The organism is Clostridium sp. 'deep sea', from assembly GCF_014931565.1.
GTDB lineage: Bacteria > Bacillota > UBA994 > PWPR01 > PWPR01.
This window is the reverse complement of sequence record NZ_CP063353.1, coordinates 2,459,317-2,486,206: the sequence shown is the minus strand read 5'-3', so window position 1 is coordinate 2,486,206 and position 26,890 is coordinate 2,459,317. Positions and strand designations below refer to the sequence as shown.

The window sequence follows — 26,890 nt, the reverse complement described above, 5'->3', positions numbered from 1 at the left end:
CCTATTTAGTGTTGAAATTCACTTTTTTATTCTTTCTAAAACAGTTCTGTAACCATTATTACCATGCTTCAAAAATCTCTTTATTCTACTAATTGTTGCAGTACTTGCGCCTGTAGCACTCTCTATTTCGTCATAGGTATGACTCTCGTATAGGAGTTTAGCAACCTCTAATCTTTGTGCTAAAACCTGAATTTCTGTAGCTGTACACAAGTCTACAATAAAATTTCTACTTTCATCAATAGTTTTTAGTTTTAGTAAAGCTTCACATAATTGAGTAACATATCCATCATCATTATGTACCTTAGTCATAATAACCTCCCTTTACTACAAGTACTTATGTGTCGAAATGTTTCGCATCCATCTTATATTATATTGTTACCAACTATGGTATGCTCGCTGTTTATGCTAAAATATTAACTAAAGACATCTAATAAACGGTTACAATATATTAATTACCCATAAAAGTGTCTTATTAAACAAAACAAGGAGCTGACCTCTTTGAAAATACATTTTATTGGCATAGACGGAATTAGCATGAGTGCTTTAGCTGCTATTATGCAACATAACGGACACCTAGTTAGTGGTAGCGATTTAAAAATTAGCCCTCTTTCACAGAGACTTATTGATAATGGGGCAACCGTGTTTTTAGAACAAGTTGCTAAAAATATAGATGAAGTAAACCCAGATAAAGTTGTCTATACTGCCGCTATTAAAGATACTAATGAGGAACTAATAGCTGCCAGAAAATTGGGAATCCCTGTTTTAGAACGAGCTGAATTTTTAGGTGAATTAACTGCAGAATACTCTAAAAGTATAGCAGTTGCTGGTAGCCATGGCAAAACTACAACTACAGCTATGTTAGCTACAGCGTTAATTAAAGGCAAAGCCAATCCAACAGCTTTAGTAGGTGGTAATTTAGGCTTTATTTCTGGAAATGTTTATATAGGCAACAGCGATATATTACTAACAGAAGCCTGTGAATATGTTGAAACTTTTTTACACCTTAAACCGTATATAGGTATTATTTTAAATGTTGATCGAGACCATTTAGATTATTTTAAAAACTTAGGACACATTACTAGGTCATTTAATGCTTTTGGTAAAAAAATAGAATCTAACGGATATCTTGTTATAAATGGAGACGATCAAAAATCAACTGCTATTACTAATGACCTTAGTTGTAAAATTATTACTTTTGGTTTGGACTCAAAAAATGATTGGGTTGCTAAAAATATTGTTTATGATAAAGGAGGCAGTAAGTATACTGCTGTTTACAAAAACGACATTACTATAGATATTGAATTAAGAGTGCCAGGCAAACATAATATTTATAATTCACTATCTGTATTAGCTAGCTGTTATATTTTGAATTTAGATTTAAATAACATAAAAAAAGCCCTTTATGATTATATGGGCACAAAACGTCGTTTTGAAAAAAGAGGATTTCTTAATGAAGCCTGCTTAGTGGATGACTATGCTCATCATCCAAAAGAAATTAGTACTACTTTACAGGCTGCTAGAGATAGTATTAAACCAAAACGTTTAATAGTAGCTTTTCAACCCCATACCTATACCAGAACAAAATCTCTTTTAGCGGAATTTGCAGGTGCTTTTGCAGCAGCTGACAAGGTTATTATTACGCATACCTACGCCGCAAGAGAGCCTTATGACCCAACAGCTGATTCTAAAACTTTAACAATGGCTATTTCTGAGTGTCATCCTGATGTTTGTTTTATTGAGTCTTATAATGATGTTGCTAAAAAAATTAAACAAGTTTTACAACCCCAAGATTTATTTATTACAATGGGCGCTGGACCAATAGATAAAGTTATTGATATATTATTAAAATAGTTTATGCTATAATTTAGTGTAACAAGGATAAATTTGGGGAGGGTAATCAAATGCAGTTTTTTTTAATAATAGCCTTATTAATTGCTTTATTGGCTGTATTTTTTGCAGTACAAAATACTACTATGGTTACAGTTTATTTCTTTGTTTGGCAATTTTCCAGTTCGCTAGCTTTAGTTTTATTACTTAGTCTAGCCATAGGAGTTATACTTAGCTTATTGTTATCTTTACCTAGAATTCAAAGTAAAAACTGGCAAATTATTAAGCTAAAAAAGCGAATTAATGAACAGGAGAAAGAGAAAGACACCATAAAAGAGCAAATAGCAGAACAGCTTGGAACTATAAATTCATTACAAAGACAAGTAAATGAATATAAAGAAAAGCTTTTAGTTCCACCCAAAATTATTGTAAATAATGAGTCAATAAAAGCTACTACAGAAGATGAACAAACAGATTTTTCTAAGTAATTGCAACAGGGAGAGGCCTTCACAGAGAACCTCTCCTTTTTAGTATTAAAAAATAATCTAAATAGAGAGGAAATACTAATAATGATTAACTTCAGTTTAAAGCAGGTTAAAGACAATTTTAATAAAAGAAACATCAATTTTTTATATTATGAAGACAAAAAGAAGTTGTTAAACGACCTTACAGATTTAATTAAAAAAGTTGAAACCATAGGAATTGGTAACTCAAAGACTTTAAAAAATCTTAAAATATTTGATTTATCATGTAGTCTTGGTAAAACTGTTTATGATAAAACTCTGGCTAAAGATGCTAAAGATCAATATATACTTAAAAGAAAATCTTTAATAACAGATTTGTACATAACAAGTAGTAATGCAATTTCTAAAGATGGTAAATTAATTAATATTGACCATAGTGGAAATCGGGTAGCTGCCATGACCTTTGGACCTAAACAAGTTATAATTATAGTTGGTGAAAATAAACTTGTTGAAAATGAAAATGAAGGCATAATAAGGGCCTTAAAAATTGCTACTCCACTAAATGCCAAAAGGGCTAATTACCATCCTCCATGTACAGAAAACAAATCCTGTACCGAATGTGTACAGTCTCAAAGGGTGTGCAATTATGTTAGTGTAATTAGGGGTCAGCATGAAAAAAACAGAATGACAGTTATGATGTTAAAGGGATCATATGGCTTTTAACTACTCTTATTGTTATTAAAATATTTTTATAACTATTTTTTTCTTGATTTATTTTTAGTATTGTTTATAATAGTTAAAATTATAAAAAGGGGTGTTAATATGCAAAAGTATTTAACTGAAATGTGCTCCCTCATTCCAGAACTTAAAAATATTAAAACTATTACGCTTATTAACGCCGGCTACTCTTCTGAGTTTAAATTTAATATTTTAACAGAATACAATACAAAATATCTATTAAGGTTAACTAGTTATAAGTTTGCTGCGCACAAACAATTTGAAATGCAGTGCTTGAATAAACTCATTAATATGGGTGTTAAATGTAGCAAACCACTTTCACATGGCTATACAGTAGATCAAAACTGTTATTATGCCCTACTAACATGGATAGAAGGCACTGATGCCAGTAAAGCACTTTATAGCCTTAGTAATGAAAATCAGTATGACATTGGATTTAATGCAGGCCAAGATTTAAAACTAATTCATAGCCTTAAACATAATAAGGAAAATAACTGGCATAGTAACTACTTAAGAAAATGGCAATTAAATAAACGTGTTTATCTACAGGACGATATTAGATTAAAAGATGATAATTTTATATTAAATTTTATCGAAGATAATCTAGGCATTATAAAAGATAGACCCTATAGTTTTTTGCATGATGACTTCCACCCAGATAATATTGTTGTTAATAACGGTTTTTATGCTGGAGCAATCGATTTTAATAGGTGTACCTATGGAGATCCTTGGCACGATTTTGCCAAGCTATTCTTTTATGGAAGTGAAATATCTAAAAGCTATTGTAGAGGGCAATTACACAGCTATTTTAATAATAAAATACCCTGGTATTTTTGGACCATAAATGCTCTATATACAGCAGTAATAATGATAAATACTATTTCATGGATAAAAAAATCTTCTCCTGAACATCTAAATTTAATGATGAACAGAGCAAACAAACTAGTTAATGACTTTGATGGATTTCATAAATTAAAACCAAACTGGATAGGTTAAGATAAATAGTAGAACAGTCGTTCAAAGTATGAACGACTGCTTTTTTATGAAAGATAATTTATTGGGTTTTGGTGTTTACTATTCTTTATTATTTCAAAATGTACATGAGGTCCTGTACTTTTACCTGTGCTACCTACTAAAGCAATAGTTTGCTGGCTACTTACTTGTTGACCCCTTTTAACAAGCAGTTTAGAGCAGTGAGCATACCTTGTTTGATAACCATTAATATGACTAACTAATACATAAAAACCATACGAATTATGCCACCCAGCTTCAAGTACTATACCCGTAGCTGATGCCTTAATTCTTGTACCAGTATTTGCAGCAATATCTAAACCCTTATGTAGTTTATTGTTTCTCATACCAAAGGGACTTGTGATGGTACCTTGCAAAGGCCACTTAAAATTAAGCTTAACTTTAGAACTCGATGTTAAATAAATATAACTACCTACTATTAGCTTTTTAGCATTAACTGTTGGGTTTACGTTTTTAATATTGTTTACAGTGGTATTATATCTTTTAGCAATACCCCACAAGGTATCTCCTTTGTTAATTTGATACCTATATAAATACTGATTACTTCTATTCTGCAGATATACTCTATTAGCTTGTGCATTAATTTCATTAACTGTTTTTTTTACTTGTAAAGGGCTTCTATCCACTACTTTAGCGTTGAACTCTAAACCAGCTAAATCACTTTTTTGGGCTGAGACAATAGTTCTAGTTAACCAATTCGCTAAAAAGTCATCTAAACAATCATATATCTCCAAATTACTACAAGGCATAGCTACTGCATTAACTAAAAGTAAACTTAAAGTTACTAATATAATAAGTGGTTTCATATTTTCCTCTTTTCGTATCCATAGTTAAATACATAAAGTAGTTATAACCCAACTGCTAGCATATTATACTTTTCAAATAATTCACTCAATATTAGTTAAAGAATAAATATATAAAAATACTGCCAAGTAAACAGTGTAATTGTCTTCTTGGCAGTCTGTTATTAAGTATGATTATATAATAATTTTATTTGCTAAACTAAAAAACCATTTTGTCTTGTTCCATTATAATTTTTACAAATGCCTCAACACCATAAGCTAAACAGTCCTCATTGGGGTTAAACTTTGGATGATGATTATAGTAGTTTTCCTTGTCTTTATGTGCTGCAGGTAAGCCAATAAAAACTCCTGGTGCCTTTTGCAAGAAGTATGAAAAGTCTTCGCTACCAGAAATTGCTTTATCACCAATCATAACTCTTTCTTCACCCATAATTTTTACAAAATAATCTACAGCCCTATCATCATTAACCATCATTGGATAACCAAATGAGTAGTCTATTTCGCAAGTAGCTCCCATGGATTGACAAATACCCTCAGAAATCTCTCTAATTCTTTTTGCTAATAGCTCTCTTGTCTCTTTACTAAATGACCTAATAGATAACTGCATTTCAGCCTCTGCAGGTATTATATTAGGGGCTGTTCCAGAGTGAATTGAGCCAATTGAAACCACAGCTGAATCCATTGGTGAAACATTTCTACTAACTATGCTTTGTAAAGCTATTCCTACATACATAGAAATAAGTACAGGATCAACTGCATTGTCAGGTGACGCTCCGTGACCACCTTTACCAATTATTTTAATTACTGCTTTATCTGAGTTAGATGAACCTACTCCTTTTTTACAGAAATATCCACCTGGTGTGCCTGATGGGAAAACATGTAGACCAAAACAGGCTTCAACTTTTGGATTTTCCATAACACCAGCTTCAATCATTGGCAATGCTCCACCGGGATTTGGTCCTTCTTCAGCTGGCTGGAAGAAAAACTTAACTGTTCCCTTAACCTCTTCTCTGTGCTTAGCCAATACCACAGCTGTACCTAATAGTATTGCAGCATGCATATCATGCCCACAGGAGTGCATTTTACCCTCATAAACAGACTTAAATGGCACATCAACAACTTCTTGCATAGGCAAAGCATCCATATCTGCTCTTAAGCCAATTACCTTGCCTGGTTTTCCACCTTTTAAAATACCCACAACAGCTGGCATGTGTTCATAACGGATAACCTCAATATCATTATCTCTTAATATTTTTTCAACGTAATCAGCAGTGCCCCACACTTGCATTCCTAGCTCCGGATGGGCATGAATATAGCGTCTCCAAGTAATTACGTCTGGTGTTATTTGTTTTATGCTTTCTTTAAACATTATTTGTCACCTCTCATTATTTTTTTATCTAAATAGCGCCAGTCTTTACCATTAAAAAAATCGTCTCTTTCTTTTTCGGTAGTTTGCTTTAATTCAAACACACAGTAATCCGTTTTATGACAAGGCATAGCTTTAGCATGTGTAAGCTTATATTGAGGGTTATAGTACATATATTTTGCTGTATCAATATAGCAATATAGGCCACCTAAGTCTTCCTCATCTAGTTCTCTCCAAACCTTTGCCATAGTACAGTTTTTAACTCTTAATTCACCATCATGCTCATCTACACTTTCACACAATCCTAACTTAGGTAGGCTACGTGATTTTCCGTTACCAAAGTTTTCAGGATCAGCAGTTAATCCCTCTGATAATACTGCCTTTTTCGTTTGTTCACCAACTAACTCTCCATAGTTTTTTATAGCCTCTAACACAAGTTTTGTTCCTTGCTCTTTACCAAACTTCTTCACTAACATTTTGGCATAGGCTATATGAAGCATACCTAATCTTCTACAAGCCAACTCAACTTCATATGCTGCTTCTTCACGGGTTATATATTGATCGTTATCATTCATAATAAACACCCTCCGAGCTATTCTACTTATTTATTCTAAAAAACTTGATTTATTCCTGCATTTTCTAGATAATAATTGTTATTAGTCTAGTCTAAAAGGAGACCTTCATGGTTAAATATAAAATACTTAAAAGCTGTGATTTAAACGATGAAAAGATTATAAACTACTTGTTTAACTTAAACTATTTAAGGTGGTTACAAAACAACGATGCATGGTTGAATAATCTTACAATAATTGTAGCTATTAAAAACAACAAGATAGTTGGGCACTTATCTTTAATAAAGCAACCCCTAACTGTGCCTGTTTATAATGAAACATTAAAAATTGCTAATAAAATAATAATGGAGTTATTTGTACAAACATTTCATGTAAGTGAGCTGTATAGAAGGTTAGGGATAGGTCTTAGTTTGCAGGAACTAGCTTTAACTGAAACCAAAAGCCAAAACTGTTACCAATTGCGAAGTTGGTCTAGTTTCGATAAAAAGGGAAATTATCAATTAAAACTTAAGCTAGGATTCTCATTTGCACCTAGTTTTATTGAAAGTAATGGAAAAAAGATAGCTGGAGGCTATTTTATTAAAACTGTTTAAAAGTAAAAAGACCGCCTAGTGCGTAGGCGGTCTTTTTGTTTGAGTAATACTATTTCACAATTTTAATTGGTTGATTATTTGATACCCAGTGAACTTCAAATCCTAGTTCTTGAGCAATCATTCTTAGAGGAACCATAGTACGGTTTTGACTATTAATGAATGGTGTTTGAGTAACTTGTACATTTTCACCATTTACAATAGCAGTTTTACTACCGATTGTTACTGAAATAGATTTCTCACCTAATGTGTATGTTGCTGTTTTTGTGGTATTATTCCAAGCAATTGTAGCGCCTAGTTCCTCGGCAAATCTTACAGGAACCATAGTTGTACCTTCCACTAATATAGGAGTACCATATTGTGTAGCAACCCCAATTTGGAATTCAACTTCGCCAGTTACTGCTTCTCTTTTAATTGTAACAACTTCTTTTGTATAGTTGTCTTTATTGTCAATAGCTTCAACTACAAATGTGTTATCACCCATTTTTAAGTTGTTAGCAACATAAGTCACTTCAGCTTTAGGGAAATATAACTCTACAGGTTGTCCATTAACCATTAATCTTTTTACTAATACATTATCTTTAATTGTTATAACAGCACTATCTGTTGTAACTGTTTCAGGGGCCTCAACTACAGGAGCCTCTGTATCAGCGCCAGATTTAACCTTTAACTCAGTTGTCTTTTCATCAACATCAGTTTCAGCAACAAATGTTAAAGATAATGAACTTGTTGAAGATGTAGAGTATACAACCTTACCATCTTCATCTGTTGTATTGATTTCTTCGTCATTTAGAGTTACTTTATATCCCTCTAAAGCGTTTCCATCAGCATCTGTATAAGTTAATGTAATATTTGTTGGTGCACCAATAATAATATTTTCAGGCGTAGCTGTTAAGTTAGCTTTAGCTACAGGCACCTCTAATACTACTACTTCACCCATTTTAATTTGAGCATTAACAGCTTTTTCGTCTTTTTCAGCTTGCTCCCAATCTACTTCTGTTACGCGAGCTTCTGCTCTAAAAATACCAGCATCTTCATTTAAGTCAGTTTCAAACTCAAGCTTATCATCAGCAATATAGTCACTTGCCTCTACAAAAGTAATGTTGTCTGTAATAACACTGTCATCACGAGGATCAACAACCTTAAACTCAAAACTTCTATTGAAATTCTCTGTTAATTTTGTAGCACCGGTCATAATAACTTCAGGCTTTTGAATATCGAGTGTAACCTGACCCATTTTTTTACCAGCATCTGTAGTAGCTCTAATAATCATTGATTCTTGGTCTTTAGTAGGCTCAACTGTAACGGCTATAGCCTCTTTTATTCCATCACCATCTAGGTCTTTACGAGCACCAATTTCAAATGCTGTATTAGGTGTTTTTGTACCATCTGTAGCAATATCAAATCTCTCTATAGATGGATAAACAATTTCGCCATCTTGATCTAATACTGTTACATATATTTTCTCTTCTATACCATTAATTAAAACGTCTTTATCAGATGTAACTGTAAATATCTCTTCACCAATTACATCAATAGCATTTGTCTTAGAGATTTTTGTTGAACTAGCACTATTTGTAACAGTTATAGGAACCATACCAACTGTATCAAATAAATCCTTATCATCGTCTTCATATGTGTAAACGCCACCAACAATATTTGTAGTTGTACCATCAACTAAAGTATCAGATCCAGATTTAATAATTGCATTATTAACTGGTTCGCCGTTTTCATCAGTAATTGTAAATACTACATCATTTTCACTACCAACTAATACTGAGTTTGTGCTAATTTGCATATTCCAACCAGTAATCTCAATTGTCTTTGTGAAGGTTGCAACTGCATCACCATCAGCTGACTTGTATGCCTTAATTGTTAAGGTTAAGGTACCAGTTGTTTCAGGTGTAATGTCTGCATATAAAGCACTTCCATCGGCTGTAACTTTATGTGTGCCAAAGTTAGCATATGTTTCATCTATGCCACAACCACTAACTTTAACTTCAAATAGATTAACATATTTAATACTATTGTTAATATACTCTTTTACTTCTAATTGTTCACTAACATCAGAAACTGATGAGTAATCAGGAGCATCTGTTAAGTGATCCGCATCATTCTCTGGGAACTGAAGTCTAAAGGTACCATTTTCAAGCTCATTATCTAAAGTCCAACCCATTAATGTATAGCGAGAAGGGTTAACAACTGTAAGTTGTTTTTCTGCTTCAGCTACTACTGTTGTACCAACTTTAACTAATTCAACTTTTACTGTATATTTACCAGAAGCCCAGTTTTCAAAGTCTATAGAAACTGTTTTTTCTTGCTTTTCAACGTCGCTAAATAGGTTTGTATTATCATCTACCAAAACTTCATTTTCTAATGTTACATCACTACTTCCAGATGTAAATGTATACACATTATCATCAGAATCTTTAACTGTATATTTTAGTTGATAACCACTAGCCAATCTATTTTCGTCTTTATCAAGGTATTTATCTTCAATATCAAAATCAAATTTAATGTCTTGATTACCAAGTTTACGTGGAACTGAGTTAGTAATTTCAAAGTTTAATGTTGGAGCAGTTACTTCACCTTTAAGTGTTAAAACACCGTTAATGAATAAACCTATTTCACCAACATGGCCAAATTTCTCACCATTAAATAAGAATCCAACACTGTCTGTACCCTTAAAATTAGCTACAGAAATATCTTGACCTTTTGTGTTATTTGAATCTATATAAGCTAAAATAACATCATCACTTGTATTTCCATCTTCATTTGTATAAGCAGCTTGGAAAACAACTTGCCCAGATTTTGGATAATCAAATTGTAATGTATACTCTCCGTCTATTTCCATAGCCCTTACAATGCGAAACGCAGCTGCATCTGCAAACGCAACGCCAGTACCTTCGGCTACTACAAACATATTAGCTACATCGTGAGCACTTGTATCAATGGTAATTTCAAAAGTACCATTACTAGCTGTTACAGAGTATAAAACATCTGCAACCTCTTTTTCATCATCTTCTAATGTACCATTGTTGTTAGCATCAATATAAACTTTAATTGTGCTATCTGTTTTCCATAAGGCATTTGTTGCACTGTTTAAAATTCGTCCAGTAATTTTTGCTGTAGCAAAACTCTTTGAATAATTTACAGAATCTTGATCCAGATCAATTTTGCAGTCTACTGTAGTATCTGCAAATACGACACCACTGAACAAACTGACTATCATAGCCAATATTGCGATCATCGCTAAACTTCGCTTCATTTGGTGTTACCTCCTCATAGTTGATGTTTCGAAGCGTAAAAAAACAGGCCTTAACACATAACGCCCATCTAGAAGTGTTTTTTATGCTTTATCCGAAAATTGAGTTGAACACTTCTATATAGATTACTGACTGATGTAGATCTAAGGTGTCATGCGTTTCTTAGGAGTTGTTTTCTTGATGCTGGCATGTCTACAGCAAGACGATTGTGCTAAAACCTGTAATACGCTCTAATCATACTTTTATTAACATAATGATACAAGTGGTTATCATTATGTTTAATTTAAGCGTAATACTTGGGACATAGTACCTATATTTCAGTTTATTTAAGTGTTTTAAATACCCGGAACAATTAATAATGTTTTTAGGTATTAATGTATTAAGAGTTAGCATATAAAACTATTTTAGCGATGTGTAAGTGGATAATATAGTATAAAGAAAGTTTTTTAATTTTATATTGTATTAGTAAACACCAAGCAAAAATTATTTTATGCTATTGTATTTTAATAAAATACTAGAGCCTAATTTTTTGGCATCTACCAAGAAATTAGGCTCATAAATGATTTATTTTTGTTTTTTAGGCTATGCTTAAGGTGTTAAAAATTCTAATTGTTACAACACACCAATTTATTCCAATATTAAAGATGAGTAATTATCGTGTAATGTCTGTATCAGGTTTCCAATATAAATCTGTATCAGCAAACAAAGCCGGCATACCACCAGTGTGAACAAACACTACAGTACTATCTTTAGTTATTTTATTTTGCTCTAGCTTGCCAATAAGACCAGCAAAGCCTTTTGCTGTGTAAACAGGGTCTATAATAATAGCCTCTTCGCTTGCCATGTATTCTAGAGCTCTTTGGGATAACTCTGTTGGCCTACCATAACCCTCCCCCACAAACTCATCATAGACAGTAACTGGATGCAAACAGCTAACATCTACATCTAAGCTAGCACCCATTTCAACTAATAACATATTAATTTTTTCGGTTAATTCATCAGCAGAACCAGAGACACTAATACCAATAACTCTAGAGCTTAATCCCCCTAAGTGACAGCCTAAAATTAATCCTGCTTGAGTTCCACCTGAGCCAGAGGCACAAAAAATATAATCTGGATCTATGTCTTGCTCCTTACATTGCTGAGCTAACTCTAGTCCTGCTTTTACATAACCCATTGCGCCCAAAGCATTTGAACCACCTAACGGTATTATGTAGGGCTTTTTGCCCTTCTTGCTGTACATTTCTGCTATTTCTTGCATTTTAACATCTCTATCTTGCTCACCTGAAAAATACCATTTGGCTTTAAGAAGTTTATCTAAAACCATATTACCCTGAACTTCTTGAATTTCAGAGCCACCAAATATTAGGGCACATTCAAAGCCACAAGCACGGGCTGCTGCTGCGGTCATTCTACAATGATTTGATTGGGGTCCCCCTACTGTTAAAATTATATCTGCATTATTTTTTTGAGCATCTGCTAATAAATACTCAAGCTTTCTTACTTTATTTCCACCTAAAGCCAGACCGGTCTGATCATCTCTCTTAATATACAGACTTTTTAATCCTATTTTCTGGGCCAATCGCTCTGTTTTCTGAAGTGGAGTAGGTATAAAAGCCAGCGGTATCCTAGGTAATTTATCTAATAACATTTTTAATCCCTCCCTAACTATATATTCTTCGATTTAATGTGATTAAATCCTTCACAACGTTTTGTAAATATGTTATATGTGACGTATAATTTTAATTAAACTCTGATATCACTAAAATAGTAGGTGATTAAATGAATATACCCCATAGAATTTTAATAGAGTATTTAAGTAAAGGATTAACTTTAGCATTTAAAAGCTACAAATCAAATTTAGAATGTCCTAATAAAAGTAGTATAGATTGGAACATTACAGTATCAGATGACTTTATCTTTAGTACTACTTGTTTTAATCTAGCAAATAAGTTAAATATAAATGTCCACAAACTTAGTCAAGTGTTAGCTGAGAGGTTTTATGACCCTTTAAATAGAATTAAAAAAATACAAGGTGATAGTGGGTATATTAATTTTATTATTACAGATGATACCTGTTACCAATTGCTTTATAAACTACAATGCTTTTTACAAAAACCAGCTGATAAAACCAATCTAGTGCAAATAACATATAACAATAACACCATAAATCATAGCTTATTATATAGAATAAATACTTTTTTAAAAGCAAAAGAGAATATTTTTAGAGCTCAGGGCTATCAAATAAAGCTAATTAATTATTCTGATTTTAATAGTCTACCTTTTATAGATATTTCTTTTAATTACAAACACTATAGATATGATTTTTTACAAATATGCAATAATCGTGATTGGCCTAGTTTATTAAACAATATTTCCACATTTGAGCTTGCTTATTTAATTCTTAGCAACAACAGCAATAAGAGCATTGATATAAGTAAAAATTTATCACTAAATACCCATAATTCTTTGTACTTAACGCATTATATTTATAACAATGAATGTATAAATAATTTGTTCAAACCAAAAACAATTTCAGCTGTATTAATTATCAAAAAATTGCTAATTTATCCCTTAAAGGTCGAATTATGTAGCACAGGCTCTAATTTTAAAGAAATTTTTTGCTATTTAAATTCATTAACAAGATTGACTTTTGAGTATGATTTGTGGCAAAATTGTACCGAAAAAACATCTTTTAATAATACAATACAAAGTGTTATCAAACACTGTATCATCATGCTGTTAAAGTAATTCTAATATTTTTGCATTTTTTTAGCATAATTTTATGCTTTTTGAGTAATAGATAGTAAAACAAATTATGTTAACTCAGGAGGACAGTAATGAAACAAAGACCCCCACGTAAAAAGAAGCGTATAGACTTACCAGGAGCCGCATATCAAGCGTTAAAAAAGTCCGATAAAGCTTTGTCTTTAAAAGAACTTTATTACCTAATAGAAAAGTCTTTGGTAGATAAATATCATATATCTATAAGCGCTTTACACACTGAATTAAATTTGGATGGTAGATTTATCTTTTTAAGTGACAAAACATGGGCTTTAAAAAGCCAGGTTCCACATTTAAAAAGAAAAAATTATGATGAGATTGATTTGTTAGAGGTTGAATACGAACCAGTAAAAGAAGATTACAAATGGACCAAAGACGAAGAAGATTCTGCTGATGACGAAAGTGAATTATTAGTTCCGTATGATGGTGAAGAGATAGAGTTAGTAGATGAACCAGAGGACAACGATGCAGAAGATGATTATGATGAAGATGAAGATGATTATCCTGAGTACTAATCATATATATATGTAAAAGATCCCCTTCAAATAGAGAGGATCTTTTTTGTTAATCATCTAAATCTATTCCTAAAATAAACTCATCTATTAGCTTATAAATTTTACTTGAGTCATTTAGCTCTTGATACAAAACAAGCTCTTTTTTAATAATATCTGCTATATATATAGTGCCATCACTAGCTATATTAATTACGTACCTAATATCCTCTTTTTTTAGTGGTCTAAATTTTTGTGGTAAATACCAGTGGTATTCGCCAATTATTAATCCATCATCTCCTATTATTAAAACTGCTTGCTCTTTAATCTCAGTATCATTACTATCGCTATCTGGTTTAGATTCTGAGCCATTCTCTACTTCAGCTATGGGTGTTATTACAGCTGTAACATCTAGGGGTTTTAACTCAGCATTTATCCAACTATTTATTGTGCTATTATTGGCAAACACTGTAATAACTGACTCTCTCAGTTTTTCATTGTTACAAAGTATCTCGTTATCTTTAAGTACCATTGATACTAGTTTTTCCTGATCCATGTTTACAAATGTATTAAACAAACCCTTAATTTCTTTTGGAACATCTGGTTGATTATACAGTATTGCCAGCCTAGTTAAATATGTTATGTTATGAGGAAGGTTATTAAACATAATGTCTCCCTGTTTGCATCTTTCTAAACTAGAACTGCTATTATCATTAATAATAATATTTCCATTTTGATAAAAAACTTGATATTGATTATTAGGATTATTAGGTTTAGCATAGCTTTCCCTACAAGCAAATTGTACTAATAGTTGGCCTGTAGCTTCAGATATTTTATAGCCCTGATTTATTAACTCATCTACTAAAGCCTTTGATGGTGTATAGCCATACTTATCAAGTAAAAGTAATACATCTGCCGCTACTCCACCATTACTAGTTGATAGTTCTGCTAATAACAGCGGATACAAATTAGAGTTAGCTCTAGAATGTACGTAAATTATTAGGTCAGCATAATTGTCTATTTGATTCACTTTTGGTAAAACTGTTAATAATACAGTTTGAATATCTATACCATTTTGATGCGCTATTATAGTATACTTTGTAATAGCCTTTTGCTCACTTGCATTAAAGCTACTTAAACTCTTAAGTATTTTGTAATCAACAGCTATTCCTGTGTTTCTTAACTTATTTAACTCTATATAGGCTTGATTTATAACACCTTGATCTGGGTCATTAAGCATTTTTGCAATTGGTAATATTGCCCTTACATCTTCAGTGCTTGCTAAAGATGTTATTGCTTTTATTCTTAAGTAGGGATTTGACTTAGTTAGGTTGTTAATATTTTTAGCTATAATATCATCTGTTGATTGTTGACAAGCAACTAACAAGCTTAATAATAAAATAATAAATAAAATTAAAACATTCTTATTACGCATATATACAACTCCTAGTGTCTTATGTCTAACTATTTTTTTATATTATCACACATAATTTATATTTTATAATACTTAATGTGACATAAAATATTATTGATTATTTTTAAGCTAATTATGTACCGATTAAATAAATCAATTATAGATTATAAAATAAAGTAGCTTAATAGTAATTTATCATTTAACTTGTTTAAAATTAAAAAAAGCCTAGTTTATTTATATTTATCCTAGGCTTACAATTTATTTAGGTATTTTTATTATAAACTCATGATATTCTTCGCTATCATTTTGATTTAGTTCAGCAGCAATGCCAGCTTCTTTCATAGATTTGTAGGCTGAAGTTATGGCATTAATAAAAATTCTTACATCTCTAATAACAACTGGTCTACGTTTTGAAATACGCTCTGTTGTAGCAGCTACTTCTACCATTGTCTCTATGTTCTTGACAGTTTGTCTAACATTCCAACCCTGTTCAATAATTGTATGAGCAATATCACTTCTTTGCTCTTCAGGCAAAACTAACAACGCTCTTCCATGTCGCTCAGTTAATTTACCTCCAGAAATCAAACCTTTAACATCTTCTGGTAACTTTAAGAGCCTCATTTTATTGGCTATAGTTGATTGACTTTTGCCTACTTGTTTTGCTAGTTCAGATTGGGTCATATCAAAAGTTTTTAGTAATGAATTAAAGGCTAATGCCTCTTCTAAGGGGTTTAAATTTTCTCTTTGGATGTTTTCTATTAAGGCAGCCCTGGCTATTTCATTATCAGAAAAATTCTTAACCAATGCAGGTATTTTTTGCAAATTAGCGATTTTTGAAGCTCTTAATCTTCTTTCACCTGCAATTAACTCATAACCATGATCTTTTTTTCTTACAACAATTGGTTGTAGTAATCCTATATCTTTAATAGATTCAGAAAGCTCCTGTAATTTATCTAAATCAAACTCTTTTCGAGGTTGATATGGGTTAATTTTGATATGGTTTAGTGGTATCTGTATTACCTTATCGGGCCTATCTCCTCCAAAGAAATTCATAATTTTACCCCCTCTTAATAATTAAATATTTTCGTCATTTTTGCTTATATATCCTTCTCATCATTTTTATTTTCTAAGAATAATGATGAATGATGACGATTTCTTTGGTACAGCTTTATATTATATAAGACTTTTTATCTAAATGATATTGTTTTTTTAAGTTATAGGACGTTTTTTTGGAATACCAGGTCTTCTTGGATATTTTTGAGGGCTAGTATTAATTTTTTTAACTATAATTAACTGACGCTCCCTACCATCAAGTAAATCATACTCTTTAACCTCTATATTGCCTCCTCCAAGCAATGAAATTGCATTATATGCACAAGATACTTCATTTTCAATTTCCTTGCTTTTCATGGCTATAAAATAGCCTCCACATTTTACAGCTGGTAAACAATATTCAGCCAATATACTTAAATTTGCAACGGCTCTTGCCGTTACTATATCAAATTGCTCTCTATAAATAGCTTGTTTAGAAAAGGTTTCAGCTCTTTCATGTACACAATTTACGTTATTAAGGTTTAATAAATCCACAGTATTTGTTAAAAAATTAATTCTCTTTTGTAGAGAATCTAATAAAGTAAACTGCTTTAAATCATAAAAAATAGCCAAGGGGATGCCCGGAAAACCCGCACCACTGCCTACATCTAATACGGTTTGAGCGTTTAAAAACTCCTTACTTAGATTCAACATTAAAGAGTCCACAAAATGCCTAATAGCAGATTCTTGTGGGTCTATAATAGCTGTTAAATTATATTGTTTATTTTCCTCATTTAAATACTCATAAAATTTCACCATTTTACACAGCTGCTGATCACTCAAAGTAAGTTTAGAATCAGCAAATACTTTATTAAATATTTCTATTGTACGGTTCATAATAAGCTATTTCCTTTTATAGGTTTCTAAGAATACAAGTAAAACAGACACATCAGCAGGGGAAACACCAGAGATTCTGGAGGCCTGACCTACAGATTTTGGCTTAATTTTATTGAGTTTTTCTCTGGCTTCATATGAGATTCCCTTTAAAATCATGTAGTCAATATCTGTCGGCAGTAGTTTATCATCCATTTTATTTAATTTATCAACAAGTAACTGCTGTTTCTTAATATAACCCTCATACTTAGTTTCAATCTCCAGCTGATACCTAACCTCTTTAGACAAATTCAAAAAGTCAGGTGCTAGTTGTAAAATAACTTCGCTATTAACTTCAGGTCTTTTTAATAAACTAAAAGCACTAACGCTTTCTTTGAGTGCAGAGGTATTTAAGGTTTCAAGATATTCGTTGTTTTCCTTAGTAGCCTTTACTTTTGTAGTTTTCAACCACAATCTACCTAGTTTTAATTGCTCCTGCTTCTTTTGAAATTTTCTCCATCTTTCATCACTAATAATTCCATATTGTCTTGCCAACTCAGTTAATCTTAAATCAGCATTGTCTTGTCTTAACAGAAGTCTATGCTCTGCCCTAGAGGTCATGAGTCTGTACGGTTCATTTGTACCCTTAGTAACCAAGTCATCTATTAACACACCTATATAAGCCTGAGATCTACGTAAAATTAAAGCCGGTAATTGCTTTATTTTAGCAGCAGCATTAATACCTGCTAATAATCCTTGTCCTGCTGCCTCTTCATAACCCGATGATCCATTTACTTGTCCGGCAGCATACAATCCACTAATTTTTTTTAATTCTAAAGTAGGGTTTAATTGCAGAGGCAAAATATAATCATATTCTATGGCATAACCAAGTCTTAAAATATCTGCTTTCTCTAAACCAGGTATAGTTCTTAACATTTTCCATTGAACATCCTCTGGTAAACTAGTAGATAAACCATTAACATACATTTCGTTTGTATGAAACCCTTCAGGTTCCAAAAATATTTGATGGCGTTCCTTATCTGGAAATCTTACCACTTTATCTTCAATAGAAGGGCAGTATCTTGGTCCTGTGCCCTCAATAACCCCTCCAAAAAGAGGTGATCTGTGTAGATTATCCCTAATAACATTATGAGTATTTTCATTTGTAAAGGTTAACCAACAGGGTAGTTGACGATATTTTTGATTAGTAGAATCAAATGAAAACCCAGCAATATCTTCATCTCCTGGCTGAATTGTTAGCTGACTATAGTCAACCGTTTTGCCATTAATTCTAGGTGGTGTTCCAGTTTTAAACCTACCTAACTCTATATTAAGTTTGGCTAAACTTTTACTAAGCCTTTGAGCTGCAAATTGTCCGTTAGGTCCTCCAGAATAAGCTACATCTCCATATATTATTCTGCCATTTAAATAAGTACCAGTTGCTAAAATTACAGCCTTAGCCTCATAAATAGCTCCGGTATTAGTTTTTACTCCATATATTCTATTTTCTTTAGTTAAAACATCTGTTACTACTGATTGTATTAAATCAATATTTTTATGATTTTCTAATGTTTTTTTAATTCGTTGCTGATACATTATTTTATCTGCCTGAGCCCTTAATGCATAAACAGCTGGACCCTTACTTTTATTTAAAACTCTTATTTGCAAGTAACTATCATCTATAGCCTTAGCCATTTCACCACCAAGAGCATCTATTTCACAAACAACGTGACCCTTTGCTGGTCCACCTACAGATGGATTACACGGCATTAAGCCTACATTATCTAAATTTAAAGTTAAAATAGCAGTATTACAACCCATACGAGCTGCTGCTAATGTAGCCTCAACACCAGCATGCCCTGCACCTATTACTATTACATCGTAGCTATATTTCATTATATACACCTTCTAATATTCTTTAACAACAAGCTTTTATTATTATAACAAACTTAGTGCTGGATAATAACATTTCCATAGATTTAGTTTTCAAACTATTGATATAAACTACTATAATACAATATATCTTAGCTAATGTTCTTAACTAATAGTACATTATGTTGTAAAATAATAATAAATTATGTGAAAAATACATCAATGACAAAACATCAAATTCAGGGAGGACTCCTAATCCATGAATATACATCCTAGTTCACAACTACTGAGATTTTTAAAAGCTTATTATAAGATAACTAACAAAACTGTAAACAATATTGAAGGATTTGAGCATACAGTATGGCTCAATTCAATAAGTGAAAACCCCTATGTATTACAGTGTAGTGAGAGTAATGAGCTACTTAGATTTTTACACCCTTGCTCACCAGCTTGTCCATTACCAGATAAAAGCTTAGCTAGTTTTATTACTAGTGATTTTTGTGACCCACAATTAAGCAATGACATTATTCTAAAAAGCTTAAACCTAAATGATTGTAAAAATAATACATTATATCTTGAAATTAAATCTAAAATGAGCAAATATTTTAACGATCGAACGCAATGGCTTAACGATCTAGTTACCTTTGATAAATACTCTAAGCTCTATTGTGAATTAAAGGATTTAATTTTTACATACAACAATAATGATAACCTAAATTTAGTATTAGGTAACGGGCTATTAAAACTAAATAAAGATGGCGTAGATATTCACTTCCCTTTAATACATCAGCCAGTATCTTTAATACTTGCAAATGACAACAACATTGTTTTAAAAAAAATTAGCGAGCCTTATCTAAATACCAATATCCTTACATCAATACCCGGTGTTAGTGCCCTAGCCATTGAGAATTGCATAGATAGATTTTCCAAAAACAAACTAGATTTACCTGGTGGCACTAAGCTCAATTCTATATTAACTGAAATTTTCAAAAATATTACAACCGGTAATAGAAATTTAATTAGCTTAAACTATTCTCCAGTTTTGTTTTTATTACCTATAAAAAAACCATTTAGTGATATTATTAATAATTTGCTGATTTTCCAAAAAAACAGAAATAAAGCTTCTGCCTTAGATTATTTTTTAAACTGTAGCCTTCCTAAACTAAGTAATACTAATGCACTTGATAATCTAGGTAATTTTAATTTACTTAATTTGGACCTTACTAGCATAGATATTTTAACTACTTTAGAGCAGGATAATATATGCTTAGTAAATTCTCGTGCCAGTACTGATTATATTAGCATTATAACAAATGCAATAAGTCATTATTTAAGTAAGGAAAAAAATATACTAATTATTGAGCCTACCCAAAAGTATGTTAATAACCTAACTAAAAACTTACCAAGTATAATATTTAATAAAAATGTGGCTAACTCAAAAAGTTTTGATAATAATTTATTTAAAGAGTACAAAGAGTCTTATAATAACTTAGCTTGTGCACTAGATAATATTAAAGAATGTAATATAAAAAAAGGTATTTATAGCAATGATTTATCTAAAAATAATAATCAACTATATTGGAATGATGATGCTGTTTACCAAAAAGGTCTTCTAATAGGAGTTTTAAAAGATACTAATAACATAATCTACGATATTTTTGAGAAATACCCTTATACAAAAATTATAGCTAATCAAAATAAAATTAAATCCCTAAATGAAGACTGGCTAAAGCTAAAAAAACTCATTGACGACTTTACAGTTTTTTATAAAAGCTCTAAAAAAACTCTTAATGGAGTCAATATTGAACTCAATAAGCTGCTAAAATTAGATTTTATTCTTAAAACAGTTAATGAAATAATAGATTATCTTAAAAGAAAGCATAAACTACGAAGATTAGACTATACCTTTTCAAGGCCGTGGAAAAATGTCATTAATAGTTGTTTAGTAAATAATCACAAACCAAAAATACTTAATGATTTTTTACTAATTAAAATGCACATTGAGAGGCAAATACTAAAAAATAAGCTAATTCAAATGTGGAGCAAAATGATGGTTACAATTGGTGAAGGTGAGTTATCCAAAAAAGACAATAATTTAATCAAGTGTTTATCAAAATACTATAATAACATAGTAAAATCTTCAAATTGGTATGAAAATACTTGGAGGATATATATAAACAAATTACTTGAATGTGGATTTAAATGGAAAGAATTTTTCAATCAATATGCTCAACAATATATTGAGCATGATTTAATTGATACTTTAAGTAAGTTTGCACTTACTGATTTAACTAAATTGTTAACAGATAGAATTAAATATACAAAAGAAGACTTGTTGTATGATTCTAATAAAAATGTTACTGATTTAATAAATACTGAGAGTTGTGTAATAGATTTAACAGCCTCTCTTAAGCCAATTAATGCCATCAAAAATGAGATTAATCTTGGTTATGAGCAAAACTTCAATTCTATGTATAAAAACAGTTTTAACATAATGACCTACCAACAATTTATAGATGAAACTATTAAAAATAATGATAGCTTTTATGACTTAATCATCATAAATAATAGCGAAAAAATAGATATATATGGGGTATTAGCTTTATGTGTTACTGAAAAATGCTTAGTTATTGGAGATAAAAGCCAGTATTATAAAGAGTGTGTGCTAAATGATTATGAAACCATATCTGAATTAAGTGAGTCATTATTGGCTAATGTAAAAAATAAATCTAACATTATAAACAGCAATAACTTATTTGATTTAATAGAAGGTAACTGTGTTACTTTATATTCTCTCAATAATAATACAATCAATCCATTGTCTGTTGTTAACTGCCTAAACAAACTTTGTTATAACAACAACTTAAGGTATTTAGGAAATAAATTTAATAACTCAATTTTTGCTATTGATATGACCAGTATAATTAAAAATGAAAATAAATTCTACGACTATATACTAAAAATGATTACAGATTTAAATAAAAAGACTAACTCTAGTAAAAAAATAATCTTAGTTGATTTAAGCAATAATTTATACCTTATGTTAAATAAATTAATCAATGAAAATAATTTATCAAATGTCTTAGTTAGCAATATAAACGGTTTAAGTAATGACTACTATGATATTGTTTTGGCTTTAGATTTTCATAATGATTACTCAAAGGTGTTAAAATACGACAACAATATAAGGGCAGAACTATGTACCATACTAGCAAGAACTCAAGAGTTTTTTTGTTATATGTATAATACAAGTCACACTAATGATCTTTTACCAATTCAAAATGAGTTAGTAGATTTCATTGAGTTCAACAGTATCCATAATAGTATAACTTACAGCAATACAGCTGTTAAAAACCTAGCTAACAGTTTAGCTGAGCATGGCATTAGATCTCAACAAAACATATTGTTAAATAACTTAGAGATAGATTTAGCTATTATTATAAAAACACCAATTCTAATTATTGATAAACGTAAAGTAACTAGCTTAAATGAGAGCTTAATTAAGAGATTATTACAACTAAGTAAAAGTGATTTACAAGTAATTTTAGTTGACTTAGAACAGAATGTTGATAGTCTATATACATGTTTAAAGAATACCATAAATATTGATTTTATAACAAAACTAGCTATTGATGATTTTAATTATACTGAATTTTTTAATAAGTATCTAACTAATTTTAAAGCGACAACAAACGAATGCATTAAAAAAGAATTAAATATTCCATTTAAGGAGGTTGCAGTTAGTGATAATTTGGTAGCAGATAATGAGGGTTTTAATGAAATTAACAAAAGCCTTAAAAATCAAATTAATTCTCTAAAAGATGTTTTAACTAAAAACAAAAGAAATACTAAATATGGCTTTACTGATTCAGATATTAATAATAAAGCTGCTTTATTTAACTTTAGTGATGAGGATATTGGCTATGATGAAACTTTTAGCTTTGAACCATTCACCAATGAGCAACATAGCTTAACAAAAGATGCAAATACAACTCCTTCAGTTAACAATAGCAATATAACTTATGAAAAAAATCCTACTGCTTTTAACCCAGATAGCGACACATATGCAAACTTGTACTTACAACAAGAAGATATAAAAGAGCATACTGATAGTGATAAATTTAACCTAATAGACTGGTTAGTAAAAAATAACTATGAATACTATGACTACCGTCCTCAAGGAAACTTATATATTATAGATACAGTAAATATGAGAACTATATTAAGGTCCTTAAGATCAAAAGGATACTATTTCACACTATCCTTAAGCAATTCTTTACTACCTGATAATAAAAGTGCTTGGATTCTAAAGTAAACTTGATAGGGCACATTAAGGATAAGTGTATAATTTTATTATGTTAAAAATTTAGCTTATGATAAAAATGAATGTGATAATTTAAAGTTGTATTATTAGCTACTAGCCTACAATTAAATCACTTGTTTAGGTATTGTACAAGACATATATTAGTCCTAATAAAAACACCCCGTTTCTATACTTTTACATCCAGAAATCGGGGTGTAGATTACTTCAATTAATTTTAATAAAGTTAGTATTACTTATTTCCCTACACAAAATTCAGCAAAAATAAAGTCGAGTAATTCTTCGTGAACCGTTTTTCCAGTAATACTACCTATATTTTCACGAGCATTTTGAATGTCTATATTTACTAAATCTATAGGCATATTGTCGTGTAAAGCAGTTAAGGCCTGTTCAATATCTTGGCAAGCTTTTTTTAGTAGATCGATATGACGTACATTACTTACTAAGGCTGTATTATTACTCTCTATTTTACCTGTCATAAACATTTTTTTAACTAATTCCTCAAGACCTTTTATGCCTACTCCCTTTAGAGCAGATAACTCAACAATAGGTAGTTTATATTTTTTTATTTCTTCTTCTGTAATTACTTTTTGTAAATCATTTTTATTTAGAATTAAGATAGTTCTATCATTAGGAACGTTATTAAGTAATTCTAAGTCTTCTACCGTTAAATTATGTGATACATCAATCACCAGTAATACTAAATCTGCTGAAATCAAAGCTTTTCTTGATCGTTCTATGCCAATTTTTTCAACTATATTGTTTGAATCACGAATACCAGCAGTATCAACAACATGTAATGGAATGCCACCTAAGTTTAAAGACTCTTCAACTGTATCACGGGTGGTTCCAGGAATATCTGTGACAATAGCTCTATCTTCTCCTAGTAGGGCGTTTAAAAGAGACGATTTACCAACATTAGGTCTACCAACAATGGCTGTTTTAATCCCCTCTCGTACAATTCTCCCAAGTTTACTATTGTGCAAAAGTAAATCTATTTTTTTACTTATATTTTTTAGTTTTTCTTGAACATTACTTTTACTGCTTTCATATTCATCATATTCAGGGTAATCTATATTTAGCGATATTTCTGCTTGTAATTCAAGTAAGTTATCATAAAGCTCATTTACTTTTTTAGATAATATCCCTTGTAACTGACCCATAGACACTCTCAAAGCACTATCAGTTTTTGACCTAATAATATCTATTACAGACTCAGCCTGAGCTAAATCAATTCTACCGTTTAAAAAGGCTCTTTTGGTAAACTCTCCTGCCTCAGCTAAGCGAATATTGGGTTGTGCTAAAAGTAACTGTAGTATTTGATTTAGAGGCTGTATTCCACCGTGACAATTAATTTCAACAACATCTTCTTTGGTATAGGTTAAAGGAGCTCTCATTAAACTAACAAGAACTTCGTCAATAATTCTGTTTTCTTTATCAATAATATTTCCATAATATATCTTATGGGAGTCGAGGTTTATAAGTTTTTTTCCTTTAACATGTACAAATATTTTATCTGTTACATAAACAGCCTCAGGACCACTTAAACGTATTATTCCAATACCACCTTCACCCATTGCCGTTGCTATAGCAACTATTGTATCCATTATATTCACCCCATAAACAAGATACCTATAAAAAAATATATCCACTAATAAGTATATCTCTACAGATAATAATCATACAATTTATTAGTTTATTTGTACACTATAAAACTCACTAAATTAACAAAAAGCTGTGCAAATTGCACAGCTTTTATAGAGTTTACTTTTTATAACGATTATCATACTTGCTATAATAATGCTCGTATGGATTACTCTCGTTCTTTTTAGGTTTAACAACCTTTTTTGTATTGTTATTCTTTGTATTATTGTTACTTGTGTTGTTATTATTAGAGTTTGATGACCTATTAGATGATCTATGTGGTGTGTTATTAGGTCTGTCTTTTCTATATCTATCATCTTTAGAATTATTATACTTTCTATTACTTCTACTGTATCTATTGCTACTTCTTTCATTAGCAGGAGCAATAACCACTCTTCTATTTGGCTCTTCACCTTCACTAAAGGTGCTTATACCATCCATATCTTGTAATGCCATATGAACTATTCTTCGTTCATATGAGTTCATAGGCTCTAATGAAATTCTTCTTCCTGTTCTACTTGCCTTTTGAGCCATACGAGTACCAAACTCAATTATTTTCTTTTCTCTTCTTTCACGATAACCACCTGCATCTACACTAACTCTTTTATAACTTCCTTGCTGTCTACTGTATACCATAGCAGCCAAGTATTGAATAGAATTTAGAGTTTCACCATGTTTACCTACTATTAATCCTATGTCGTCACCTATAATAGTTAAACTTAAACCTTCTTCATCTTCCGATAGTTTATTAACTTTACAGCCAGCAACTATTTTATCACAAATTTGCTGAACAAAATCAACTATGTCTATATCTTGTTTACGACTATTTAAGGTATTACTAACTTGCCTTTTTTCTATGGTTTTTTTGTTTCTTTTTTTGACTCTCTGTGTTTATTGGTTACATTAATCTGTGATTTTAAGGAATAGTCACTTTTTCTATCGTCTTTTTCTACTACTTTAATTATTGCTGGCTTAACACCTATTATTCCTAAAAAGCCAGATGAAGGTTGTTCTATAATATTAATATCAACTTTATCTTCAGTAGTATTTAGCTCTTTTAAAGCGAGCCTAACAGCCTCTTCAACTGTTTTAGCGCTTTTAATTACGCTTTTTTTCACTATCTTTAACCCCTTCTTCTGGTAAAAGATCTTTACCATCCATTATTCTATTAAAGACCATATATTGAACTATAGCAAATATATTACCAGTTACCCAATATAGAGCTATTCCTGATGGATAACTTATAGTGATCCATCCCATCATAATTGTCATCATTATTGTCATAGACTTCATGTTAGCCTGAGGATTTCCCGCAGATGTTACTTTAGTTTGAAGATATGTTGTTACAACCGATAAAATTGGAAGTATTAAATACTTAATTCCAAATGCCCATGCGTAACCAGTATCAGGTAATTTTAAATTTATACCTAAAAACATTGGTTGAGCAACTTTAAAGAAATCTGGAGAACGCAACGCAGTAATTACTGCAATAAGTATCGGAAACTGAATAAATAAAGGTAAACAACCTGCTGCGGGGTTTACTTTATACTTTTGCCAGAGCTCTAATGTTGCTTGATTAAGTTTTTCTTTATCATTCTTATACTTCTTTTGTATTTCCTGCATTTTAGGGTTTAAAACTTTAGAAATATGGGTAAATTTCATACTCTTAATGTTTAGGGGTAATAATGCAAATCGTACTGTAAGTGTAAGAAGAATTATACTAACACCATAATTCTTTGTTACCCCATAAAAAAAATCAACGATGGAAAGTACTATATTAGATAAAAATCCCATCCTGTAT

The 26,890-nt window shown here is 30.9% G+C and carries 22 protein-coding genes; 8 read left to right on the top strand and 14 right to left on the bottom strand.

Annotated elements, in window-relative coordinates; translation table 11 throughout:
* Positions 1 to 18: 18 nt before the first annotated feature.
* Entirely contained in the window at positions 19 to 309 is a 291-nt protein-coding gene (locus IMX26_RS11565; RefSeq protein ID WP_195158544.1) for a YerC/YecD family TrpR-related protein, read from the bottom strand.
* Positions 310 to 498: 189 nt separating this feature from the next.
* Between IMX26_RS11565 and murC the strand changes: the two genes are divergently transcribed.
* From murC to IMX26_RS11545, 4 genes are all read left to right on the top strand, one after another.
* Positions 499 to 1,851, top strand: coding sequence for a UDP-N-acetylmuramate--L-alanine ligase (gene murC, locus IMX26_RS11560; RefSeq protein ID WP_195158543.1), 1,353 nt, complete (start codon positions 499 to 501; stop codon positions 1,849 to 1,851).
* Between the two features lie 50 nt (positions 1,852 to 1,901).
* Complete coding sequence (locus IMX26_RS11555) at positions 1,902 to 2,315, top strand: LapA family protein (protein WP_195158542.1); 414 nt, start codon at positions 1,902 to 1,904, stop codon at positions 2,313 to 2,315.
* Positions 2,316 to 2,396: 81 nt separating this feature from the next.
* Entirely contained in the window at positions 2,397 to 3,014 is a 618-nt protein-coding gene (locus IMX26_RS11550; RefSeq protein ID WP_195158541.1) for a lactate utilization protein, read from the top strand.
* Positions 3,015 to 3,113: 99 nt separating this feature from the next.
* Positions 3,114 to 4,025, top strand: coding sequence for an aminoglycoside phosphotransferase family protein (locus IMX26_RS11545; protein ID WP_195158540.1), 912 nt, complete (start codon positions 3,114 to 3,116; stop codon positions 4,023 to 4,025).
* Between the two features lie 44 nt (positions 4,026 to 4,069).
* On the opposite strand, the gene IMX26_RS11540 is transcribed toward IMX26_RS11545, so the two are convergent.
* The 3 genes from IMX26_RS11540 to IMX26_RS11530 form a co-directional block, all read right to left on the bottom strand.
* Entirely contained in the window at positions 4,070 to 4,867 is a 798-nt protein-coding gene (locus IMX26_RS11540) for a M23 family metallopeptidase (RefSeq protein ID WP_195158539.1), read from the bottom strand.
* Between the two features lie 196 nt (positions 4,868 to 5,063).
* Positions 5,064 to 6,233 carry an amidohydrolase gene (locus IMX26_RS11535; RefSeq protein ID WP_195158538.1) on the bottom strand — a complete coding sequence of 390 codons (1,170 nt, stop codon included), beginning with the start codon at positions 6,231 to 6,233 and terminating at the stop codon, positions 5,064 to 5,066.
* Positions 6,233 to 6,805, bottom strand: coding sequence for an L-2-amino-thiazoline-4-carboxylic acid hydrolase (locus IMX26_RS11530; RefSeq protein WP_195158537.1), 573 nt, complete (start codon positions 6,803 to 6,805; stop codon positions 6,233 to 6,235). Before IMX26_RS11530 ends, IMX26_RS11535 begins: the two co-directional genes overlap by 1 nt.
* Positions 6,806 to 6,912: 107 nt before the next feature.
* Between IMX26_RS11530 and IMX26_RS11525 the strand changes: the two genes are divergently transcribed.
* Entirely contained in the window at positions 6,913 to 7,395 is a 483-nt protein-coding gene (locus IMX26_RS11525) for a GNAT family N-acetyltransferase (RefSeq protein ID WP_195158536.1), read from the top strand.
* Between the two features lie 49 nt (positions 7,396 to 7,444).
* Here IMX26_RS11525 and IMX26_RS11520 read toward each other — a convergent pair whose 3' ends face one another.
* Both IMX26_RS11520 and IMX26_RS11515 read right to left on the bottom strand, forming a co-directional pair.
* Positions 7,445 to 10,660, bottom strand: coding sequence for a stalk domain-containing protein (locus IMX26_RS11520; protein WP_195158535.1), 3,216 nt, complete (start codon positions 10,658 to 10,660; stop codon positions 7,445 to 7,447).
* 650 nt (positions 10,661 to 11,310) lie between these two features.
* Positions 11,311 to 12,309: a D-cysteine desulfhydrase family protein gene (locus IMX26_RS11515; RefSeq protein WP_195158534.1), complete on the bottom strand. Its 999-nt coding sequence runs from the start codon at positions 12,307 to 12,309 to the stop codon at positions 11,311 to 11,313.
* 131 nt (positions 12,310 to 12,440) lie between these two features.
* On the opposite strand from IMX26_RS11515, the gene IMX26_RS11510 reads away from it, so the two are divergent.
* Both IMX26_RS11510 and rpoE read left to right on the top strand, forming a co-directional pair.
* Entirely contained in the window at positions 12,441 to 13,409 is a 969-nt protein-coding gene (locus IMX26_RS11510) for a hypothetical protein (protein ID WP_195158533.1), read from the top strand.
* 89 nt (positions 13,410 to 13,498) lie between these two features.
* The gene (rpoE, locus tag IMX26_RS11505; protein WP_195158532.1) at positions 13,499 to 13,957 is read left to right on the top strand and encodes a DNA-directed RNA polymerase subunit delta; all 459 of its coding nucleotides are present in this window, start codon (positions 13,499 to 13,501) and stop codon (positions 13,955 to 13,957) included.
* Between the two features lie 49 nt (positions 13,958 to 14,006).
* On the opposite strand, the gene IMX26_RS11500 is transcribed toward rpoE, so the two are convergent.
* From IMX26_RS11500 to mnmG, 4 genes are all read right to left on the bottom strand, one after another.
* Positions 14,007 to 15,368 carry a HEAT repeat domain-containing protein gene (locus tag IMX26_RS11500; protein WP_195158531.1) on the bottom strand — a complete coding sequence of 454 codons (1,362 nt, stop codon included), beginning with the start codon at positions 15,366 to 15,368 and terminating at the stop codon, positions 14,007 to 14,009.
* Between the two features lie 237 nt (positions 15,369 to 15,605).
* Positions 15,606 to 16,400 (bottom strand): nucleoid occlusion protein, encoded by a 795-nt coding sequence (gene noc, locus IMX26_RS11495; protein ID WP_195158530.1) that lies wholly within the window; start codon positions 16,398 to 16,400, stop codon positions 15,606 to 15,608.
* A 156-nt stretch (positions 16,401 to 16,556) separates the two neighbouring features.
* Positions 16,557 to 17,276 (bottom strand): 16S rRNA (guanine(527)-N(7))-methyltransferase RsmG, encoded by a 720-nt coding sequence (rsmG, locus tag IMX26_RS11490; protein WP_195158529.1) that lies wholly within the window; start codon positions 17,274 to 17,276, stop codon positions 16,557 to 16,559.
* 6 nt (positions 17,277 to 17,282) lie between these two features.
* Positions 17,283 to 19,148: a tRNA uridine-5-carboxymethylaminomethyl(34) synthesis enzyme MnmG gene (gene mnmG, locus IMX26_RS11485; RefSeq protein WP_195158528.1), complete on the bottom strand. Its 1,866-nt coding sequence runs from the start codon at positions 19,146 to 19,148 to the stop codon at positions 17,283 to 17,285.
* Between the two features lie 235 nt (positions 19,149 to 19,383).
* Here mnmG and IMX26_RS11480 point away from each other — a divergent pair, with 235 nt between their 5' ends.
* The gene (locus IMX26_RS11480; protein WP_195158527.1) at positions 19,384 to 23,439 is read left to right on the top strand and encodes a hypothetical protein; all 4,056 of its coding nucleotides are present in this window, start codon (positions 19,384 to 19,386) and stop codon (positions 23,437 to 23,439) included.
* 242 nt (positions 23,440 to 23,681) lie between these two features.
* On the opposite strand, the gene mnmE is transcribed toward IMX26_RS11480, so the two are convergent.
* The 4 genes from mnmE to IMX26_RS11460 form a co-directional block, all read right to left on the bottom strand.
* Complete coding sequence (mnmE, locus tag IMX26_RS11475; protein WP_195158526.1) at positions 23,682 to 25,052, bottom strand: tRNA uridine-5-carboxymethylaminomethyl(34) synthesis GTPase MnmE; 1,371 nt, start codon at positions 25,050 to 25,052, stop codon at positions 23,682 to 23,684.
* Positions 25,053 to 25,209: 157 nt separating this feature from the next.
* Positions 25,210 to 25,893: an RNA-binding cell elongation regulator Jag/EloR gene (gene jag, locus IMX26_RS11470; protein ID WP_279324902.1), complete on the bottom strand. Its 684-nt coding sequence runs from the start codon at positions 25,891 to 25,893 to the stop codon at positions 25,210 to 25,212.
* Between the two features lie 50 nt (positions 25,894 to 25,943).
* Entirely contained in the window at positions 25,944 to 26,207 is a 264-nt protein-coding gene (locus tag IMX26_RS11465; RefSeq protein WP_195158524.1) for a Jag N-terminal domain-containing protein, read from the bottom strand.
* Positions 26,188 to 26,883, bottom strand: coding sequence for a YidC/Oxa1 family membrane protein insertase (locus IMX26_RS11460; RefSeq protein ID WP_195158523.1), 696 nt, complete (start codon positions 26,881 to 26,883; stop codon positions 26,188 to 26,190). Before IMX26_RS11460 ends, IMX26_RS11465 begins: the two co-directional genes overlap by 20 nt.
* Positions 26,884 to 26,890 lie beyond the last annotated feature (7 nt).

What these genes read in the sequence shown, in the direction of transcription:
- IMX26_RS11565 (WP_195158544.1), bottom strand. Translation starts at nt 309, where the DNA reads ATGACTAAGGTACATAATGATGATGGATATGTTACTCAATTATGTGAA.
- IMX26_RS11555 (WP_195158542.1), top strand. Translation starts at nt 1,902, where the DNA reads ATGCAGTTTTTTTTAATAATAGCCTTATTAATTGCTTTATTGGCTGTA.
- IMX26_RS11550 (WP_195158541.1), top strand. Translation starts at nt 2,397, where the DNA reads ATGATTAACTTCAGTTTAAAGCAGGTTAAAGACAATTTTAATAAAAGA.
- IMX26_RS11545 (WP_195158540.1), top strand. Translation starts at nt 3,114, where the DNA reads ATGCAAAAGTATTTAACTGAAATGTGCTCCCTCATTCCAGAACTTAAA.
- IMX26_RS11540 (WP_195158539.1), bottom strand. Translation starts at nt 4,867, where the DNA reads ATGAAACCACTTATTATATTAGTAACTTTAAGTTTACTTTTAGTTAAT.
- IMX26_RS11535 (WP_195158538.1), bottom strand. Translation starts at nt 6,233, where the DNA reads ATGTTTAAAGAAAGCATAAAACAAATAACACCAGACGTAATTACTTGG.
- IMX26_RS11530 (WP_195158537.1), bottom strand. Translation starts at nt 6,805, where the DNA reads ATGAATGATAACGATCAATATATAACCCGTGAAGAAGCAGCATATGAA.
- IMX26_RS11525 (WP_195158536.1), top strand. Translation starts at nt 6,913, where the DNA reads ATGGTTAAATATAAAATACTTAAAAGCTGTGATTTAAACGATGAAAAG.
- IMX26_RS11520 (WP_195158535.1), bottom strand. Translation starts at nt 10,660, where the DNA reads ATGAAGCGAAGTTTAGCGATGATCGCAATATTGGCTATGATAGTCAGT.
- IMX26_RS11515 (WP_195158534.1), bottom strand. Translation starts at nt 12,309, where the DNA reads ATGTTATTAGATAAATTACCTAGGATACCGCTGGCTTTTATACCTACT.
- IMX26_RS11510 (WP_195158533.1), top strand. Translation starts at nt 12,441, where the DNA reads ATGAATATACCCCATAGAATTTTAATAGAGTATTTAAGTAAAGGATTA.
- rpoE (WP_195158532.1), top strand. Translation starts at nt 13,499, where the DNA reads ATGAAACAAAGACCCCCACGTAAAAAGAAGCGTATAGACTTACCAGGA.
- IMX26_RS11500 (WP_195158531.1), bottom strand. Translation starts at nt 15,368, where the DNA reads ATGCGTAATAAGAATGTTTTAATTTTATTTATTATTTTATTATTAAGC.
- noc (WP_195158530.1), bottom strand. Translation starts at nt 16,400, where the DNA reads ATGAATTTCTTTGGAGGAGATAGGCCCGATAAGGTAATACAGATACCA.
- rsmG (WP_195158529.1), bottom strand. Translation starts at nt 17,276, where the DNA reads ATGAACCGTACAATAGAAATATTTAATAAAGTATTTGCTGATTCTAAA.
- mnmG (WP_195158528.1), bottom strand. Translation starts at nt 19,148, where the DNA reads ATGAAATATAGCTACGATGTAATAGTAATAGGTGCAGGGCATGCTGGT.
- IMX26_RS11480 (WP_195158527.1), top strand. Translation starts at nt 19,384, where the DNA reads ATGAATATACATCCTAGTTCACAACTACTGAGATTTTTAAAAGCTTAT.
- mnmE (WP_195158526.1), bottom strand. Translation starts at nt 25,052, where the DNA reads ATGGATACAATAGTTGCTATAGCAACGGCAATGGGTGAAGGTGGTATT.
- IMX26_RS11460 (WP_195158523.1), bottom strand. Translation starts at nt 26,883, where the DNA reads ATGGGATTTTTATCTAATATAGTACTTTCCATCGTTGATTTTTTTTAT.